Origin of the sequence: Nonomuraea roseola (assembly GCF_039535395.1) — a bacterium.
Taxonomy (GTDB): Bacteria; Actinomycetota; Actinomycetes; order Streptosporangiales; family Streptosporangiaceae; genus Nonomuraea; species Nonomuraea roseola.
In genome coordinates, this window is record NZ_BAAAXC010000015.1 from 5,433,449 (window position 1) to 5,449,688 (window position 16,240).

Below are 16,240 nucleotides of genomic sequence, written 5' to 3' on the forward strand. Positions count from 1 at the left end.
CTCACGATGAGACGTCTCACAGTGCCTGCGATGGCGGTGGCCGTCGTCCTGGTGAGCGCGCCCCTGGCCATGGCGCACGAACACCCCAGCGGCATCACCGACCTCGTCACGCCCGCGGTGGTGCGCGTCGAGGCCACGGCAAAGATCGACATCACCCTGCTCGACCACGTGGGCGAGCTGCTCCACGTCGAGCGCACCTACGAGGTGCCGATCGGGACGGGCACCGGCATCGTCGTCAACCCCGAGGGCGGCGTGGTCACGCTCACCCGGGTGGTCAGCACCGACAAGGACCTGGCCGTCTACGCGGCCAACAGGGTCTTCGCCGAACACCACAAGGCGAAGATCCCCGCCGACTTCGCCAGGCACGAGGTCTCCGACGACACGCTCAACCACCACCTGGAGCTCTGCTACGACCTCAAGAGCAAGATGTCGACCTGCATCATCGACATCAAGCCCGACATCACGATCTTCCCGAACATCGCGCCCGCCGACGGGCGCGGGTTCAAGGCCGAGGTCGTGAAGCTGGGCGACAAGCCCGACAGCCCCGTCGTGCTCAAGCCCACCTCCCGCGCCGACGGCGGCGTGGGCCTGCCCACCGCCCCGCTGGCCGACAAGGTGCCCGACAAGCCAGGCTCGCCCACCTCGGTCGCCGGATTCCTGGCCAGGCCCGCCGCCGACAAACCGGTCAAGCTCGACATCGCCCACCTCGGCCAGGGCGGCGCGGGCGAGGGCGGACGGCCCTTCGCCGACCCGGAGAAGAAGGTCGACGAGCCGGCCAAGCTCGGCAAGCTCGTCGACCAGGGCATGCTCGGCGCCCCCGTGATCGGCGACAAGGACGGCCACGTCATCGGGCTGCTCATCGGCGGCGGCAAGGACGCCAAGATGATCGGCGTCCGCGAGATCACCTCCGCGCTGACGGCGGCGAAGACCCCGCCGCGCAGGGGGCCGCTCGACGCCGCCTTCGAGGCCGCCCTCACCCGCTTCCACACCAAGAACTACACCGACGCGGGCCCCGCCTTCCAGCGCGTGCTCGACCTCTACCCCGGTCAGCCCGTGGCCGCCGCGCACCTGAAGGAGTCGCTGGCCAAGAAGGGCAGCGCCGCCGACACGGGGGTGCGCAAGGCCGCGCAGCCGAGGGGCACCACGATCCCGCTGTGGCCGTTCATCGTCGCGGCCGCCGTCGTGCTGGTCATCGCCCTGGGCGGCGGGTTCCTGCTGTGGCGGCGAAGGGCCGCGACCGAGGAGACGCCGCCGCGCATCGAGATCCCGTCGCCTCCTCCCGACGACGGCGCCAACCCGACCGTGATGGTCAGACGTTCCCAGGCCTTCCCTGTCGTCCCCCCGCACCAACCGCAGCCGCAACCTGTGCTGACCGCACAGCAACAGGTGAAGTTCTGTACGGCCTGCGGCATGAAACTGGGCCCCGCGCACCGGTTCTGTGGCTACTGCGGCCACCCGATCGAAACGTGATGCACTTGAACGAGAGATCCCTGATCGGCCAGGAGGTCGCCGGGTACTACATCGAGGACGTCATCGGCAAGGGCGGCATGGCGGTGGTCTACCTGGCCCTCGACCCCAGGCTGAGCCGCAGGGTGGCGTTGAAGATTCTCAACCCCATCCTCAGCGTCGACGACCGCTTCCGCCAGCGTTTCATCCTGGAGTCGAGGACCGCCTCCAGCATCGAGCACCCCAACATCATCCCGATCTACGAGGCCAACTCCGACGACCACGGCGTGCTCTACATCGCCATGCGCTACGTGGACGGGCTCGACCTGCGCCGCCTCATCTACGACAGGGGCCCGATGCCCGTCGGCCAGGTCAACAGCATCGCCGCCCAGGTGGCCGCCGCGCTCGACGCCGCCCATGCCCACGACCTGATCCACCGCGACGTGAAACCCGCCAACATCCTGCTCGCGGGCGACGACGCCAGCCAGCACGTCTACCTGACCGACTTCGGCATCACCAAGCACCGCACCTCGATCTCCGGGCTCACCCAGACCGACCAGTTCATCGGCACGCCGAGATACATGTCGCCCGAGCAGATCAACAAGGAGCACATCGACGGCAGGGCCGACCAGTACGCGCTGGCCTGCGTCGTCTACGAGGCGCTGGCCGGGCGGATGCCCTTCGAGAGGGACAACGACGTCGCGCTGTTGTGGGCCCATCTGGCCGAGTCGCCCGCCCCGCTCTCGCACCTGCGCCCCGAGCTGCCGCTCGAGGTGGACGGCGTGATGATGAAGGCGCTGGCCAAGTCGCCCGAGCAGCGCTACCCGTCCTGCACGGCCTTCGTCGGCGCGCTGCGCGACGCCATCAGCGGCGAGGTGGCGCCGACCAGGCCCCAGCAGCCGATGCACAGGCCGAGCAGGGCGCCGAAGCCGGCCACGACGGGCAGGCGCAGGCTGCCCGCCGTCCTGATCGGGGTCACGGCCGCCGTCGCCGCGATCACGCTGGCGGTGCTGCTCGTGCTGGCCAACAGGGGCGAGGGCGTGCTGACCTACCGGCCGACCTCCGCCGTGCCGATGACGTTCACCTATCCCGAGGGCTGGACCGCGACGACCCACGTGGACCTGTTCGCGCTCGCCTCACCCAGCGCCGCGCAGTTCGAGTCGCTGTTCGTCGCCGCGGCCAACGCCGACTGGAGCGAGGTCAACGCGCTCGACCCCACCGACGCCACCGGCCTCTACGTGCAGCTCGCCGACACCTTCGACCCCAAGGCCGACCTGCAGAGCATGCAGGAGACGCTCAACACCATGCTGCCCGGCAAGGTCACCTTCACCAACGAGCCCGCCGCCGACCTGATCGCGGGCCGTACGGCCACCAGGTTCGAGGGCTACCTGCGCAGCGCGACGGGCACGGGCCAGCTCAGGGTGACCGGCTACCTCGTCGAGACGCCGACCAGGCCCGCGCTCGTCCTCTACTTCTGCGCGGAGAGCGCCTGCGACCCCGCGCTGCTGGCGAAGATCAGGGAGAGCGTCGCGCTGACTTGAGCCTGACTTGGAGGCCGCTGTACCCCCATGGGCAAGCGCGGCTGAAACGTCTACTCTCCGCGTGTGGGCATTCGAATCGTCATCGCGGACGACCAGGCCATGGTCAGGGTGGGCCTTCGCATGGTCGTCGACAGCGAAGAGGGCATGGACGTCGTCGGCGAGGCAGCCGACGGCCTGGAGGCGCTGGCCGTGGTCAGGCGGACCCGCCCCGACATCGTGCTGATGGACATCTCCATGCCGCGCATGGACGGCCTGGCCGCGGCGCAGCAGATCCTCGAGGATCCGGCGCCGCCCAAGGTCGTGATGCTGACGACCTTCGACACCGACGAGAACCTCTACGCGGCGCTGCGGGCGGGCACCAGCGGCTTCCTGCTCAAGGTCTCGCCCCCCGAGCAGCTCGTGGAGGCGATCAGGGTGGTGCACTCCGGCGACGCCCTGCTCGACCCCGCGGTGACCAGCCGCGTCATCGCCTCCTTCGCGGGCAGGCACGACCCCTCGCCGCCGCCGCAACTGGCCGAGCTGACCCCTCGTGAGCTCGAGGTGCTGCGCCTGCTCGCCAGGGGCCTCACCAACGCCGAGATCGCCCGCGAGCTGTTCGTCGGCGAGGCCACGGTCAAGACGCACGTGGCCCGCGTGCTGATGAAGCTGGGCCTGCGCGACCGCGCTCAGGCGGTCGTGTTCGCGTACGAGTCGGGCGTCGTGCGGCCCGGCGCCGCCATCGCGTAGTACGAGGCCCACGCCTCGTCGCCCATCCTGAGGATCTTCACGCCCACCCAGCCGAGGGCCACCACGGGCGCGTACCAGAAAGGCAGGGTCAGCGGCCCGTACGGCACCGCGAACGACCCCAGGTATCCGGCCGCCACCACCAGCGGCGCCCACCAGCCGACGAACCCCGTCCGCCACACCGCGGCGACCAGCAGCGGCAGCCCGACGAAGCCGAGGAAGATCCACGGCATCTGGAACGCGCCGACCGTGATCGGCAGGTCCAGCATCTCGTCCATGATCTGCTGCGCCCGCTCGGGCGAATAGTGCCTGCCGAGCCACCACTCGACCGGGTCGATGATCAGCATGCCCGACAGCGAGCTGTAGCCCAGGACCGTCAGGGCGCCGGAGACGTGCCCCAGCCTGGTGTTGCGCTGCCGGGTGAGGTGGACGAGGCCGAGGACGGCCACCGCCATGAGCAGCCAGCTCCAGTGGTAGAGCGCCGACTGCACCTGGGCGAGCGTCGGGTTGGCGCCGAAGCTGACCGCCTCCCTGTCGTCTCCCCACGTGCCCGGATCGACGGTGACGGCGAGCGCCTGGAGCAGCGGTGCGACGACGAGGAGCGCGCCTGACACGACTCTGCGGAAGGTGACGTGGTTGTTGAGCATGCCCGGCACGCTAGGCATCCGCGGCGCCGAAGTCGTCCGTCTCCTGGCCGACCCGCTCTCACTCTGGAGGGGGACGGCTGTCTCGCGATTCGGGAGGGTATGGCGGTGCATGCCTCATCTGTGTGTATATTTTCCGTTATAAGGCGTCTAATCCAGGAGATTTTCATGCGAGCGTTCCCCAGGGTGCTGTTCGACGAGGGGCACAGCGAGTCGTGGACGATCAGGCGTGAGACCGCCGAGGCCATGAACCCCGCCCATCCCGACGACAACAGCTACGCCCGCGCGGCCGAGCTGCTGCGCCGGCTGGGACATCAGGTGACCTCTGGCGGCCTGGAGTCGCTGGGTGAGCAGGATGTCCTGGTGATCGCCCACCCGTCGCAGCAGCGCTGGGAGCGCACCACGGGCCAGGGCAGCCCGGTGTTCAGCTCCGAGGAACTGGACGCGATCGAGTCCTTCGTGGCCGGCGGCGGCGGGTTGGTCGTGCTGGCCGAGGAGGAGCAGGACAAGTACGGCAACAACCTGGCCGACCTGCTCGCCCGCTTCGGCATCGGCGTGACCCACACCACCGTGCGCGACCCCGGTAACTCCCACCGCGGCGTGGCCACCTGGGTCCTCGGCACCCCGGCCGGTGGAGGCCTCCTCGCGGGCGTCGGCACCGCGTGCTTCTACCGCTCGGGCGTCCTCACCGCAGGTGAAGACGCCACCGTGCTGTTCACCACCTCCGCCACCGCCGACCCGGCGGGCGCGCCGCTGGCCGTCGCCGTCGAGCACGGCAAGGGCAAGGTCGTGGCGTTCGCCGACTCCGACCTGTTCGGCGACGACTCCATCGACGACTACGACCACCGCACGCTGTGGAGCAACGTCGTGACCTGGGCGGCCAGGGTGCCCGCCCCCGTCCGCGCGTCCGGCTCGCAGGACGGCGCGAAGGCCGAGCTGTTCGCCGGCCTCAAGGCCGTCGTGGAGGAGCTGCGCCCGCTGCAGGTCAAGGACGGCTCCGTCCCCGACGACAAGCCGGCCGCCGCCGCGCTGGTCGCCCGCGTCTCCCAGCTGGTCGGCGAGCTCGCGGGGTACTTCCCCCATGACGCCGCCTACCTGCGGGCCGTCCAGGCCGACCTCGCCAAGTGGGTCGAGCAGGACCTCGGCGTGCCGGACTTCCTGGACTCCCTCGACCTCTTCCACCCCGACACCCAGCGTGTCGACGGCCTGGAGCACCTGGTGGTGTTCCCCATGTACACCCAGAACGGCAACCCCAACCGCAACCTCGAAGCGGTCTGGATCCGCACCATCTGGCCGTCGTGGCTGGCCGAGCTCGAGGCGAACGGCTACGACAACCCGCTGTTCGTGCCCATCGCCTTCGAGGACTTCACCTCCGGCTACGACACCTTCTCCGCCGTGCTGTTCCCCGAGACGGTCGCGGTCAGGAAGGCGCCCGAGCGCTTCACCTGGGGCGGCATCTTCGCTGACAGGGAGGCCGCCCGCTTCCGCAGGGTGAGCAGCGCCGCCGCCACCACGCTCAAGCTGGACCTGCCGCCCGACGCGGCCAGGCTGCTGGAGTCGCAGGAGCTGGCCCAGGACACCTTCGTCATGTGGGACCTCATCCACGACCGCACGCACAGCCACGGCGACCTGCCGTTCGACCCCTTCATGATCAAGCAGCGCATGCCGTACTGGCTGTACTCGCTCGAGGAGCTGCGCTGCGACCTCACCGCCTTCGGCGAGGCGGTGAAGCTCGAGGCCGCGGGGGTGCCGCACGCCCGCTACGTGCAGGTCGCGATCCTGTTCGACAGGCTCTTCCGCTTCCCGATCACCGGCGAGCGGGTGCGCAACTACGACGGGCTCGGCGGGCAGCTGCTCTTCGCCTACCTGCACCGCAACGACATCATCAGGTGGACCGACAACAGGCTGTCGATCGACTGGAACCGCGTCGCGGGGGGGCGTGGCCGACCTGCGCGCCGAGGTGGAGAAGCTCTACCGCGACAGCATCGACCGCGCCAAGCTGGCCCACTGGATCGCCGCCTACGAGCTGGTCACCGCGTACGTCGAGCCGCACCCGCGCTCGGCGTGGAAGCGAGGCGAGCTGCCCGAGGAGCAGAAGGCGATGGTCGACGCGGTGCTGCCCGACGAGTTCCCCCTGAGCATGTTCTACGAGGCGCTGCGCCGTAAGCTCGGTGACGTCGTAGAGTCCACGAAGGGGATCACTGGAGCATGATCATTCTTGTTACGGGTGCGGCGGGCCCGACAGGCCAGGCCATCACTGGATACTTCCAGCGGAATGGTCACACCGTGATCGGGGTGGACAAGGACGACGTCGACCTGCTCGACCGCGCGGCCGTACAGGACCTCGCCGCGCGGATCGAGGGTGAGCACGGACGCGTCGACGGCGTGGTGCACCTGGTCGGCGGCTGGCGCGGCGGCAAGACCTTCGCCGACACCGACCTCGACGACTGGACCGTCCTGCACGACCTGCTGGTCCGCACCCTCCAGCACGTCTCGCTGGCCTTCGAGCCGCTGCTCAGGAAGTCGGACAACGGCCGGTTCGTGATCGTGTCGGCCAAGGCGGCGCAGCAGCCGACTGCGGGAGGCGCCTGCTACGCCGCCGCCAAGGCCGCCTCGGAGGCCTGGACGCTGTCGCTGGCCGACGCGCTGAAGGACACCGGCTCGGCGGCGACCATCCTGGTGGTCAAGGCCCTGCTGAACGACGCCATGAAGGCGGCCAAGCCGGAGGCGGCGTTCGCCGGCTACACCCACGTCGACGCCCTCGCAGAGGCGGTCGCGGGGCTCTACGAGCGCCCCGCCCACGAGATCAACGGCACGCGATTGGACCTCACCCAGTGATTCCCCGTCACGACCCCGCCCTCAAGGCGTTCGCCAGCGACAACTACGCGGGCGTGCATCCGGAGATCCTCCAGGCCATCGCCGTGGCCAACGAGGGACACCAGATCTCCTACGGCGAGGACGTCTACACCGAGGCGCTCCAGGGCGTCTTCAAGCGCCACTTCGGCGACACGGCCCAGGTCTTCCCCGTCTTCAACGGCACCGCGGCCAACGTCGTGTCGCTGCGCTCCATGACGAGGCAGTGGGAGGCCGTCGTCTGCGCCGACACCGCGCACATCCACACCGACGAGGGTGGCGCACCCGAGGTCGCCGGCGGCATCAAGCTGCTCACCGTGTCGACGCCGGACGGCAAGCTCACCCCTGAGCTGATCGACACGCAGGCGTGGGGCTTCGGCGACGTCCACAGGGCCCAGCCCAAGGTCGTCTCGATCTCCAACACCACCGAGCTCGGCACGCTCTACACCCCTGACGAGATCGCGGCCGTCTGCGAGCACGCCCACGCGCTCGGCATGACCGTCCACCTCGACGGCTCCAGGCTGACCAACGCCGCCGCGGCGCTCGACGTGCCGCTGCGCGCGCTGACCACCGACGCGGGCGTGGACGTCCTCTCCTTCGGCGGCACCAAGATCGGCCTGCTGTACGGCGAGGCCATCGTGGTGCTCAACCCCGAGGCGGCCAGCGGCATCGACTACCTGCGCAAGACGTTCATGCAGCTGTCGTCGAAGATGCGCTTCGTCTCCGCGCAGTTCGAGGCGCTGCTCTCGGGCGACCTCTGGCTGCGCAACGCCAGGCAGGCCAACGCCATGGGCAGGCGCCTGGCCGAGGCCGTCAAGGACATCCCGGGGCTGGAGGTGCCGCGCCCCGTGGAGGCCAACGCGGTCTTCGCCCGGCTGCCCAAGGACGCCATCGCGCGCCTGCAGAAGCGCTTCCGCTTCTACACCTGGAACGAGGCGATCGGGGAGGTGCGCTGGATGTGCGCCTTCGACACCACGGAGGCCGACGTCGACGCCTTCGCCGCCGCGATCGCCGAGGAGCTTCACGGCGAGCCGCCGGTCTCCTTCTCGTAGGCCGACAGCTGCTGTTCCAGGGCCTTCATCAGCTCGAAGACCTGGCTCGGCGGAATTCTCACGCGGCTGACGATCCTGGTCGGGACATGCACCACGGCCTGTCCCGACCCCGGCTCCTCGGTCAGCTGCGGGGGGCGGGTGATCACCGCGAAGTCGAGCACGAACCCGTCGCGGGTGTGCCACACCGAGGCGAAGTTGGCGTAGTGCCCCGCCTCGACCTCAGGTGTGATGCTGACCTCCAGGCGGCTTTCGGGCTCTTCCATGCGGCCATCGTCCCTTACTGGAGAATCGAGGGCAGCGCCACCGCGCCGCGTTTGGCCAGCAGGTCGCCCATCAGCTTGATCTCGCTGGTCTGGCTGTTGACGATCTGCTGCGCCATGCCCTTCACCTCGGCCCTGTCGGTCAGCTCCAGCAGCCCTTTCGACATGTCGACGCCGCCCTCGTGGTGGCGGGTCATCAGCTGCAGGTAGTAGACCTCGGCCTGCGCGCCCCGCAGGCTCCTGAGCTTGGCCATCTCCTCGTCGCTCGCCACGCCGGGCATCGGCTCGGGCTTGTCCTGCGTGCCGCCGTGGCCCGCGTGGCCGACCATCCACGCCATCTCGGGACGCTCGCTCGACTGGCTGAGGCCCCACTGCTGCAGCCATCCCATGAACATGCCTCGCTGGGCCGTCTGGGTGACGATGATGTCCTCGCTCAGGTTCCTGATGTCGGGCGAGGTGCTCCTGTCGCGCACGATGAACGACATCTCGGCCGCCTGCGCGTGGTGCTTGCCCATGTCGCGGGCGAAACCCGCCTCAGGCGAGGAGTCGGTGGGCGTGCCGCTCCTGCCGAGGACGAAGAAGAGGACAGCGGCGACGGCGAGCACGGCGAACGCCGCCAGCTGGAAAGGCTTTCTGGTCATCGTTTTTCCAGACTACTCATGGCACAGTCCTTATTCGCTACATACGCCCGCAGGGCATAAGGTGACCCGCAGTTGGTCACCCATGTGGAGGAACGATGACGAAGGAGAAGGCGCAGGCCCGGCGCGAGCATCTCAACAAGATGCGCGCCGAACAGAAGGCCAAGGAGCGCCGTACCGCGATGCTGATGTGGGGCGTCGGTGGACTCGTCATCCTCCTGCTCATCGGCGGGGTCGGCTTCTACGTGGTGAAGGACCGCCAGGCGACCTCGCTCGACGCCGTCTCCAGCGTCTCCTACGCCGGTGGCGAGCACGTCTGGAACGCGGTGAAGTACAAGGAGAACCCGCCGGTCGGCGGCCAGCACAACAACTACTGGCAGCAGTGCGACATCTACGACAAGCCAATCCACAACGAGCACGCGGTCCACTCGCTCGAGCACGGCGCGATCTGGATCACCTACCGTCCCGACCTGCCCAAGGCTCAGATCGACAAGATCAAGAGCATCGCCGGGTCCACGGGCGACGCCAACTACATGCTCGTCAGCCCCTACCCGAACCTGCCTGCGCCCATCGTGGCCAGCTCATGGGGCCACCAGCTGACCTTCCAGAACGCCGACGACCCGAAGCTGCCGAAGTTCATCACCAAGTACCAGAACGGGCCCGGCACCCCCGAGCTCGGCGCCACCTGCGGCGGTGAGTACGCGATCACCGCGACCGCCGACCAGCAGCCGCTGCCGCCGGAGCCCAAGGGCGAGGCCACGCCGCTGCCGAGCGAGTCGCTCGCGCCCTCGACCTCTCCCTCACCCGCGCAGTCCTGACCCGAGCGTCCTGAGCCAGGCGGTCTGAGTCAGGCGGTTCTGAACTCGGTTCAGGGCCGCGCGGTCCTGGATCTCGCGGTCCTTGCCCTGATGGCTAGGCGAGCACCTCCTCCAGGGGCGTCGACGCGAGCCCGTGCGCCTCGGCCACGGGCTCGCTGATCAGGCGCCCCTCATATGTGCTCAGACCACGGGCGAGGGCGCGGTCGCGTCTGAGCGCGCCCAGCCACCCCTGCTCGGCGATGGCCAGCGCGTAGGGCAGGGTGACGTTGGTGAGCGCGTAGGTCGAGGTGTACGGCACAGCCCCCGGCATGTTCGCCACGCAGTAGAAGATCGAGTTGTGCACCGGGTAGGTGGGCTCGGCGTGCGTGGTCGGCCGGGAGTCCTCGAAGCAGCCACCCTGGTCGATGGAGATGTCCACCAGCACCGAGCCGGGCTTCATCCTGCTGACCAGCTCGTTGCTGATGAGCGTCGGAGCCTTGGCCCCTGGCACCAGCACGGCGCCGATCACCAGGTCGGCCTCGAGCGCGGCCTGCTCGATCTCCAGCGTGTTGGAGGCGATCGTCTGGCAGTGCCCCTGGTAGATGACGTCGGCCTGGCGCAGCTTGTCGATGTTGCGGTCGAGCAGCAGCACCTCGGCCTGCATGCCGAGTGCGATCGCGGCGGCGTTCATCCCCGACACTCCCGCGCCGATGACCACGACGTTGGCCGCCCGCACCCCCGAGACGCCGCCCATCAGCACGCCTCTGCCGCCCTCGGGGCGCATCAGGTGGTAGGCGCCGACCTGCGGCGCCAGCCGTCCCGCGACCTCCGACATGGGCGCGAGCAGCGGCAGCGCGCCGTTGTCCGCCTGGACGGTCTCGTAGGCGATGCCGGTGACGCCCGCGTCGAGCATCGCCGCCGTGCACGGCCGTGAGGCGGCCAGGTGGAGGTAGGTGAACAGCACCTGCCCCTTGCGCATCCGGTGGTACTCCTCGGCGATGGGCTCCTTCACCTTCAGGATGAGGTCGCCCGTGGTCCACACCTCGTCGGCGTTGTCGAGGACGACGGCGCCCACCGAGATGAAATCCTCGTCGGGAATGGCCGAACCGCGGCCCGCGTCGCGCTCGACGAAGACGTCGTGTCCATGCCTGATCAGTTCATGTGCGCCCGCCGGTGTCAGGGCCACGCGATACTCGTGGTTCTTCACCTCGCGGGGGACTCCGACTCTCATACGATCCATCTTCCCTCCACCCGGCCCGACATTCTGTATGGACCGTGCCAATCTTCTTTGCACTCTGTCGAGGATTACCCGCTTTTTGCCGTCCTCGCTAGGCTCTGCGAGAGCAACAGTCAGGATGGGGTTCACCGATGGAGAAACCGTCGCCGCCGGAGGAGTCGTCCGGGGCGCCGCCCACCGCGTCACCCGCGTCACCCCCGCCACCGGCGGGCCCCGCGGGACCCAGGGCGAGCAGGCTCACCACCATCGTCCTCATCGTCTCCCTGGTCCTGGTCGTGCTCACGGCCGGCGTGCTGGGCACCGTCGCGGTGCTCATGACCAGGAACCCCGACTCTCCGCTGTTCGGCGGCAAGCCCCTCACCAGGCTCGGGCAGCCGATCTACTTCGCCCCCGTCGAGGACCAGAAGGCCGCCCCCTGTCCTGGGGAGAAGGTGGCGCTGTCCCTCGACAGGACGGTCTGCTACTTCCTGTCCGACGCGGTGGCGGTCTCGGCGGTCCAGGCGATCGAGACGGTGAAGGAGAAGGACGGCTACGGCGTCAGGATCGCCGTGGCGCCCGCCTTCCGCGACGCGCTGGCCGCGCTGCTCAAGGAGCGGGTGGACCAGCAGATCGCCATCATGGTGGGTCAGAACGAGAGCGCCACCGTGCTGGCCGCGCCGACCGTCGCCCAGACCATGAGCGGCGACAGCCTGAGCATCGCGGGCTTCACCAAGGAGAAGGCCGACGAGCTGGTGCGGGCGATGCTGGGCGCCTCCGGCCCCTCCTCGCCGACGCCCTCCTCGCCGGCCACCGAGCCGGGCACCGGCACCACACAGCCGGGCACCGGCACCACACAGCCGGGCACCGGCACCACACAGCCCGGCACCGGCACCACCCCGGGTAGCGGCGCCACGCCACCGGGCACGGGCGCCACGCCGCCAGGCACGGGGACGGGAACGACGGGGACGGGAACGGGCGCGGAGAGGGGCAGCGGCGCCCCCACCGGCGGCACGCAGTCCACCGGCTCCTCCCTCAGCGCGGGAGGCGAGAGGAAGTACGCCGACTGCGCGCAGGCCAAGGCGGCCGGCTACGGAGGGCCGTACCAGAAGGGCAGGCACCCGCAGTATCACTGGTACGCCGACAAGGACCGCGACGGCTTCGCCTGCGACCCCCAGGACGGCTAGAACAGCCCGTCGATCGCGAAATAGACCAGGAAGATCAGCGAGACCACCCACAGCAGCCAGGGGATCTCGTCCCACTTGCCGCGAGCCGCCTTGATGAGCGTGTAGGCGATCACGCCCGCGCCGACGCCGTTGGTGATGCTGTAGGTGAACGGCATCAGCGCGATCGTCAGGAACGCGGGCACGGCCAGCTCGAGGTCGTCCCACGGCACCTTGCGGCTCTGCGTCATCATCAGCGCGCCCACCAGCACCAGCGCGGGCGCGGCCGCCGCGGCGGGCACGACCTCCGCCAGCGGGGTGAAGAGCATCGTCAGCCCCAGCAGCGCTCCGGTCACCACGCTGGCCAGGCCGGTGCGCGCCCCCTCGCCCACGCCGGCCGCCGACTCCACGAAGACGGTGTTGGCCGAGGCGCTCACCGAGCCGCCGACCATGCCGGCGACGCCGTCAACGGTCAGGATCCTGCCCAGGCGCGGCACCCTGCCCCTGGTGTCGACCAGGCCCGCCTCGTCGGCCACGCCGATGATCGTGCCCATCGCGTCGAAGAAGCCCGACAGCACCAGCGTGAACAGCACGATCGTGGCCGTGAGCGCGCCCGCCGTCACGAAGCCGCCGAACAGGTCGAACTGCCCGACCAGCCCGAAGTCGGGTGTCGAGACGATCGAGTCGGGCACCCTCGGCACGACGACGCCCCAGGTCTTCGGGTCGATCACGGCCAGTGAGTTCACCACGATCGCCAGGATCGTGGTGATCACGATGCTGAGCAGGATGGCGCCGGGCGTCTTGCGGATGAACAGCACGATCATCAGCAGCAGTCCGAAGCAGAAGACCGTCACGGGCCAGCCCGTGAGGTGCCCGGCCGTCCCCAGTTGCAGGGGGGTGCCGCCGGTGCCCGAGACGAAGCCCGCGTCGACCAGGCCGATCAGCGTGATGAACATGCCGATGCCCACGCTGATGGCGTGTTTCAGCGCCAGAGGGATCGAGTCCATGATCAGCCTGCGGACGCCCGAGACCGCCAGGATGATGATCACCAGGCCTTCGAGCACCACCAGGCCCATCGCCTGCGGCCACGTCATGAAGGGGGCCGCCTGGTAGGCCACCACCGCGTTCAGCCCGAGCCCCGCCGCCAGGCCGAAGGGCGCGTTGCCCACGAACGCCATCAGCAGCGTGCTCACCGCTCCGGCCAGCGCGGTCGCCGTGGTCAGCTGCCCGATGCTGAGCTGGGCCCCCGTGACGTCCTTCGCCCCTGCCAGGATGATCGGGTTGAGCAGGATGATGTAGGCCATGGCCATGAAGGTCGTGATGCCACCACGCACCTCGCGGCCGACCGTCGCGCCACGCGCGGTCAGCTCGAAGAGCCTCTCGAGCACGATCATCCCCCTTAGCCTTCAGGGGGATGATCGCGTTCTTACCCGCTTTGCCGTGCGGCTACCGCTGCTCGTGCTTGCCGCCGCCGACCAGGGCGACGAACTCGTCCAGCGTGATGCCGCCGTCACCGTCACGGTCGGCGGAGGCGACGAACGCCTCGATCTCCTCGTCGGTGACACCGTGGCCGCCGAGGGCCTGGTTCACCTGCCTGATCTCGCCCGCCGTGAGCACGCCGTCGTGGTCGGTGTCGAACTTCTCGAACTCGGCCTTGGCCGCCTCGCGCGCATCTGACATGGGGGCTGCTTCCTCCGGTGATAGTCGACCCTTACGGACCGCTCACCCTACAAGGTGTTCAGGACGTACCGGCACTCTGGTCAGGGCGACGCCCGTGGCGTCCCTGACCGCCGCCACGATGGCGGGGGTGGACGACAGCGTGGGCGGCTCGCCCGCGCCCCTCAGCCCGTACGGCGCGGCGGGGTCGGGGTTCTCCAGAATGGAAAGGCGCATGGGCGGCATGTCGAGAATGGTGGGGATCAGGTAGTCGGTGAAGGACGGGTTCAGCACCTTCCCCTCGCGCACCTGGATCTCCTCCATCAGTGCGAGGCCGAGCCCCTGCGCCGAGCCGCCGTGGATCTGCCCCTCGAGGGCGAGCGGGTTGAGGATCTTGCCGACGTCCTGCACGGCCGCCAGCTCCACCACCTTCACCAGGCCCAGCTCCACGTCCACGTCCACGACCGCCCTGTGCACGCACAGCGCCAGCTGGGTGTGGGAGTCGGCCTGCCCCGTGACCGGGTCCATGGGGTAGGTGGGCCGGTGCCTGTACTCCCTCGTCTCCTCGATGGGGCCGAACTTCTCCAGCGCCTGCGCGGCGGGCAGCCCGTCGAACCGCGCGCGCACGGCCTCGCAGGCCGCCTTCACCGCCCCGCCCGTGACGTAGGACTGGCGGGAGGCGGACGAGGAGCCCGCCGAGCCGACCTGCGTGTCGGCCGTGGCGACGGTGACCCTCTCGATGCCCAGCTCGGTGCGCGCGATCTGGGCCTGGATCGTCACCAGGCCCTGACCGACCTCGGCGGCGGCGGTGTGCACGGTGACGTGGGGCTCGCCGCCGATGAGCTCGGCCCGCACCCTGGCGGTGGAGTAGTCGTCGAAGCCCTCGGAGAAGCAGATGTTCTTGATGCCCACGCCGTAGCCGACGCCTCGCCGTACGCCTTCGCCGTGGGTGGTCTGGGAGACACCTCCCGGCAGGTCAAGCAGGTCGGAGGTGGCGGCGGGCGGCATCGGCATGGCCGCCAGCTCGCGCAGCATGTCGGCGAGCGGGGCGGGGGAGTCGATGATCTGGCCGGTGGCCAGCGCGGAGCCCTGGGAGACGGCGTTGCGGATCCGGATGTCGACGGGCGACAGGCCGCAGGCGGCGGCCAGCTTGTCCATCTGCGACTCGTAGGCGTAGCAGGCCTGCACCGCGCCGAAGCCGCGCATGGCGCCGCAGGGCGGGTTGTTGGTGTAGACGCCCGTGGCCACGATGTCGACGTTCGGGACCTCGTAGGGACCCACGCCGAGTGAGGCGGCGTTCCCGACGACGGCGGGGGAGGAGGAGCAGTAGGCGCCGCCGTCGAGCAGGATCTCGGCCTTGACGTAGACGAGCTCGCCCTCGCGGGTCGCGCCGTGCTCGTAGCGCATCCAGGCGGGGTGGCGGTGCACGTGGCCGAAGAACGACTCCTCCCGGCCGTAGACGATCTTGACGGGCCGGTCCAGGCGCAGCGCCAGCATGCAGGCGTGCACCTGCATCGACAGGTCCTCGCGGGCGCCGAAGGCGCCGCCCACCCCTGCCAGCGACAGCCGTACCTTCTCGGGCGGCAGCCCCAGGCACGGCGCCAGCTGGTCGCGGTCCACGTGCAGCCACTGGGTGGCTATGTAGAGGTCGACGCCGCCGTCCTCGGCGGGCACGGCGAGGCCCGACTCGGGGCCGAGGAAGGCCTGGTCCTGCATGCCGACCTCGTACTCGCCTGTGACCACGACCTCCGCCTCGAAGGTGTCGCCGACCCTGACGGGCTGCCTCCTGACGTACTCCGTGGCCAGGCGTGGGTCGGTCACGGCCTCGCGGACCTCGTAGTCCACCACGATGGCCGCGGCGGCCCTGCGCGCGGTCTCCGGGTGCTCGGCGGCCACGAGGGCCACCGGCTCGCCCTGGTAACGGACCTGGTCGATGGCCAGCACCGGCTGGTCCTTGTGCTCCAGGCCGTAGAACTTCTCGCCCGGCACGTCCTCGTGGGTGAGGACGGCGAGCACGCCCTGGATCGCCAGCGCCGGCCCGATGTCGATCGAGCGGATCCACGCCGAGGCGTGCGGGCTGCGCAGCGTCACGCCCCACACCATGCCCTCGAGCCACAGGTCGGAGGAGTAGGCGAACTCGCCCGTCACCTTCAGCGTGGCGTCGGGGCGGCCGGCGCTCTCGCCCACCCCCTGCTGGACCCTGCCGACCGTCTCCGGGCCGGCCGTCCCTGTGCTGGCCGTCTGCGTCATGCTC

At 69.8% G+C, this 16,240-nt stretch carries 15 protein-coding genes and 1 pseudogene; 9 read left to right on the top strand and 7 right to left on the bottom strand.

What is annotated here, in order from left to right; translation table 11 throughout:
• Positions 1–6: 6 nt before the first annotated feature.
• The 3 genes from ABFX55_RS49115 (at position 7) to ABFX55_RS49125 (ending at position 3,713) form a co-directional block, all read left to right on the top strand.
• Positions 7–1,470, top strand: a complete 1,464-nt coding sequence (locus tag ABFX55_RS49115; protein WP_346131082.1) for a zinc ribbon domain-containing protein — start codon at positions 7–9, stop codon at positions 1,468–1,470.
• Positions 1,470–2,987 (top strand): serine/threonine protein kinase, encoded by a 1,518-nt coding sequence (locus tag ABFX55_RS49120; protein WP_346131494.1) that lies wholly within the window; start codon positions 1,470–1,472, stop codon positions 2,985–2,987. The genes ABFX55_RS49115 and ABFX55_RS49120 overlap by 1 nt, the downstream gene beginning before the upstream one ends.
• Before the next feature lie 63 nt (positions 2,988–3,050).
• Positions 3,051–3,713 (top strand): response regulator, encoded by a 663-nt coding sequence (locus ABFX55_RS49125; protein WP_183658513.1) that lies wholly within the window; start codon positions 3,051–3,053, stop codon positions 3,711–3,713.
• On the opposite strand, the gene ABFX55_RS49130 is transcribed toward ABFX55_RS49125, so the two are convergent.
• Positions 3,653–4,357 (bottom strand): hypothetical protein, encoded by a 705-nt coding sequence (locus ABFX55_RS49130; protein ID WP_346131084.1) that lies wholly within the window; start codon positions 4,355–4,357, stop codon positions 3,653–3,655. The genes ABFX55_RS49125 and ABFX55_RS49130 overlap by 61 nt on opposite strands.
• 243 nt (positions 4,358–4,600) lie before the next feature.
• Between ABFX55_RS49130 and ABFX55_RS49135 the strand changes: the two are divergent.
• The 4 genes and pseudogenes from ABFX55_RS49135 to ABFX55_RS49150 form a co-directional block, all read left to right on the top strand.
• A pseudogene (locus ABFX55_RS49135) lies at positions 4,601–6,226 on the top strand (DUF6421 family protein); the annotation flags it as partial.
• An 88-nt stretch (positions 6,227–6,314) separates the two neighbouring features.
• Positions 6,315–6,566 carry a DUF6421 family protein gene (locus ABFX55_RS49140; RefSeq protein ID WP_346131086.1) on the top strand — a complete coding sequence of 84 codons (252 nt, stop codon included), beginning with the start codon at positions 6,315–6,317 and terminating at the stop codon, positions 6,564–6,566.
• Positions 6,563–7,192 carry an SDR family NAD(P)-dependent oxidoreductase gene (locus ABFX55_RS49145; RefSeq protein ID WP_346131088.1) on the top strand — a complete coding sequence of 210 codons (630 nt, stop codon included), beginning with the start codon at positions 6,563–6,565 and terminating at the stop codon, positions 7,190–7,192. Before ABFX55_RS49140 ends, ABFX55_RS49145 begins: the two co-directional genes overlap by 4 nt.
• Complete coding sequence (locus tag ABFX55_RS49150; protein ID WP_346131090.1) at positions 7,189–8,259, top strand: threonine aldolase family protein; 1,071 nt, start codon at positions 7,189–7,191, stop codon at positions 8,257–8,259. The genes ABFX55_RS49145 and ABFX55_RS49150 overlap by 4 nt, the downstream gene beginning before the upstream one ends.
• Here ABFX55_RS49150 and ABFX55_RS49155 read toward each other — a convergent pair.
• Together ABFX55_RS49155 and ABFX55_RS49160 are read right to left on the bottom strand one after the other, a co-directional pair.
• Positions 8,229–8,522, bottom strand: a complete 294-nt coding sequence (locus tag ABFX55_RS49155; protein WP_183658527.1) for a DUF3467 domain-containing protein — start codon at positions 8,520–8,522, stop codon at positions 8,229–8,231. The two genes, ABFX55_RS49150 and ABFX55_RS49155, sit on opposite strands and share 31 nt — an antisense overlap.
• 14 nt (positions 8,523–8,536) lie before the next feature.
• Positions 8,537–9,160, bottom strand: a complete 624-nt coding sequence (locus tag ABFX55_RS49160; RefSeq protein ID WP_346131092.1) for a DUF305 domain-containing protein — start codon at positions 9,158–9,160, stop codon at positions 8,537–8,539.
• Positions 9,161–9,255: 95 nt separating this feature from the next.
• Here ABFX55_RS49160 and ABFX55_RS49165 point away from each other — a divergent pair, with 95 nt between their 5' ends.
• Positions 9,256–9,975 carry a thioredoxin-like domain-containing protein gene (locus ABFX55_RS49165; protein WP_346131094.1) on the top strand — a complete coding sequence of 240 codons (720 nt, stop codon included), beginning with the start codon at positions 9,256–9,258 and terminating at the stop codon, positions 9,973–9,975.
• Positions 9,976–10,069: 94 nt separating this feature from the next.
• Here the strand turns inward: ABFX55_RS49165 and ald are convergent, their stop codons facing one another.
• Positions 10,070–11,185, bottom strand: coding sequence for an alanine dehydrogenase (gene ald, locus ABFX55_RS49170; RefSeq protein WP_346131096.1), 1,116 nt, complete (start codon positions 11,183–11,185; stop codon positions 10,070–10,072).
• A 137-nt stretch (positions 11,186–11,322) separates the two neighbouring features.
• Here ald and ABFX55_RS49175 point away from each other — a divergent pair, with 137 nt between their 5' ends.
• The gene (locus ABFX55_RS49175) at positions 11,323–12,354 is read left to right on the top strand and encodes an excalibur calcium-binding domain-containing protein (protein ID WP_346131098.1); all 1,032 of its coding nucleotides are present in this window, start codon (positions 11,323–11,325) and stop codon (positions 12,352–12,354) included.
• Here the strand turns inward: ABFX55_RS49175 and ABFX55_RS49180 are convergent.
• Genes ABFX55_RS49180 through ABFX55_RS49190 form a run of 3 tightly spaced genes read right to left on the bottom strand, consistent with a single transcriptional unit; the run spans position 12,351 to position 16,236 of the window.
• Positions 12,351–13,724 carry an NCS2 family permease gene (locus ABFX55_RS49180; RefSeq protein WP_183658541.1) on the bottom strand — a complete coding sequence of 458 codons (1,374 nt, stop codon included), beginning with the start codon at positions 13,722–13,724 and terminating at the stop codon, positions 12,351–12,353. The two genes, ABFX55_RS49175 and ABFX55_RS49180, sit on opposite strands and share 4 nt — an antisense overlap.
• Before the next feature lie 52 nt (positions 13,725–13,776).
• Positions 13,777–14,010, bottom strand: a complete 234-nt coding sequence (locus ABFX55_RS49185) for an EF-hand domain-containing protein (RefSeq protein WP_183658544.1) — start codon at positions 14,008–14,010, stop codon at positions 13,777–13,779.
• Positions 14,011–14,052: 42 nt separating this feature from the next.
• The gene (locus ABFX55_RS49190) at positions 14,053–16,236 is read right to left on the bottom strand and encodes a molybdopterin cofactor-binding domain-containing protein (RefSeq protein WP_346131100.1); all 2,184 of its coding nucleotides are present in this window, start codon (positions 16,234–16,236) and stop codon (positions 14,053–14,055) included.
• Positions 16,237–16,240 lie beyond the last annotated feature (4 nt).

What these genes read in the sequence shown, in the direction of transcription:
- ABFX55_RS49115 (WP_346131082.1), top strand. Translation starts at nt 7, where the DNA reads ATGAGACGTCTCACAGTGCCTGCGATGGCGGTGGCCGTCGTCCTGGTG.
- ABFX55_RS49120 (WP_346131494.1), top strand. Translation starts at nt 1,470, where the DNA reads ATGCACTTGAACGAGAGATCCCTGATCGGCCAGGAGGTCGCCGGGTAC.
- ABFX55_RS49130 (WP_346131084.1), bottom strand. Translation starts at nt 4,357, where the DNA reads ATGCTCAACAACCACGTCACCTTCCGCAGAGTCGTGTCAGGCGCGCTC.
- ABFX55_RS49145 (WP_346131088.1), top strand. Translation starts at nt 6,563, where the DNA reads ATGATCATTCTTGTTACGGGTGCGGCGGGCCCGACAGGCCAGGCCATC.
- ABFX55_RS49155 (WP_183658527.1), bottom strand. Translation starts at nt 8,522, where the DNA reads ATGGAAGAGCCCGAAAGCCGCCTGGAGGTCAGCATCACACCTGAGGTC.
- ABFX55_RS49160 (WP_346131092.1), bottom strand. Translation starts at nt 9,160, where the DNA reads ATGACCAGAAAGCCTTTCCAGCTGGCGGCGTTCGCCGTGCTCGCCGTC.
- ABFX55_RS49165 (WP_346131094.1), top strand. Translation starts at nt 9,256, where the DNA reads ATGACGAAGGAGAAGGCGCAGGCCCGGCGCGAGCATCTCAACAAGATG.
- ald (WP_346131096.1), bottom strand. Translation starts at nt 11,185, where the DNA reads ATGAGAGTCGGAGTCCCCCGCGAGGTGAAGAACCACGAGTATCGCGTG.
- ABFX55_RS49175 (WP_346131098.1), top strand. Translation starts at nt 11,323, where the DNA reads ATGGAGAAACCGTCGCCGCCGGAGGAGTCGTCCGGGGCGCCGCCCACC.
- ABFX55_RS49180 (WP_183658541.1), bottom strand. Translation starts at nt 13,724, where the DNA reads ATGATCGTGCTCGAGAGGCTCTTCGAGCTGACCGCGCGTGGCGCGACG.
- ABFX55_RS49185 (WP_183658544.1), bottom strand. Translation starts at nt 14,010, where the DNA reads ATGTCAGATGCGCGCGAGGCGGCCAAGGCCGAGTTCGAGAAGTTCGAC.
- ABFX55_RS49190 (WP_346131100.1), bottom strand. Translation starts at nt 16,236, where the DNA reads ATGACGCAGACGGCCAGCACAGGGACGGCCGGCCCGGAGACGGTCGGC.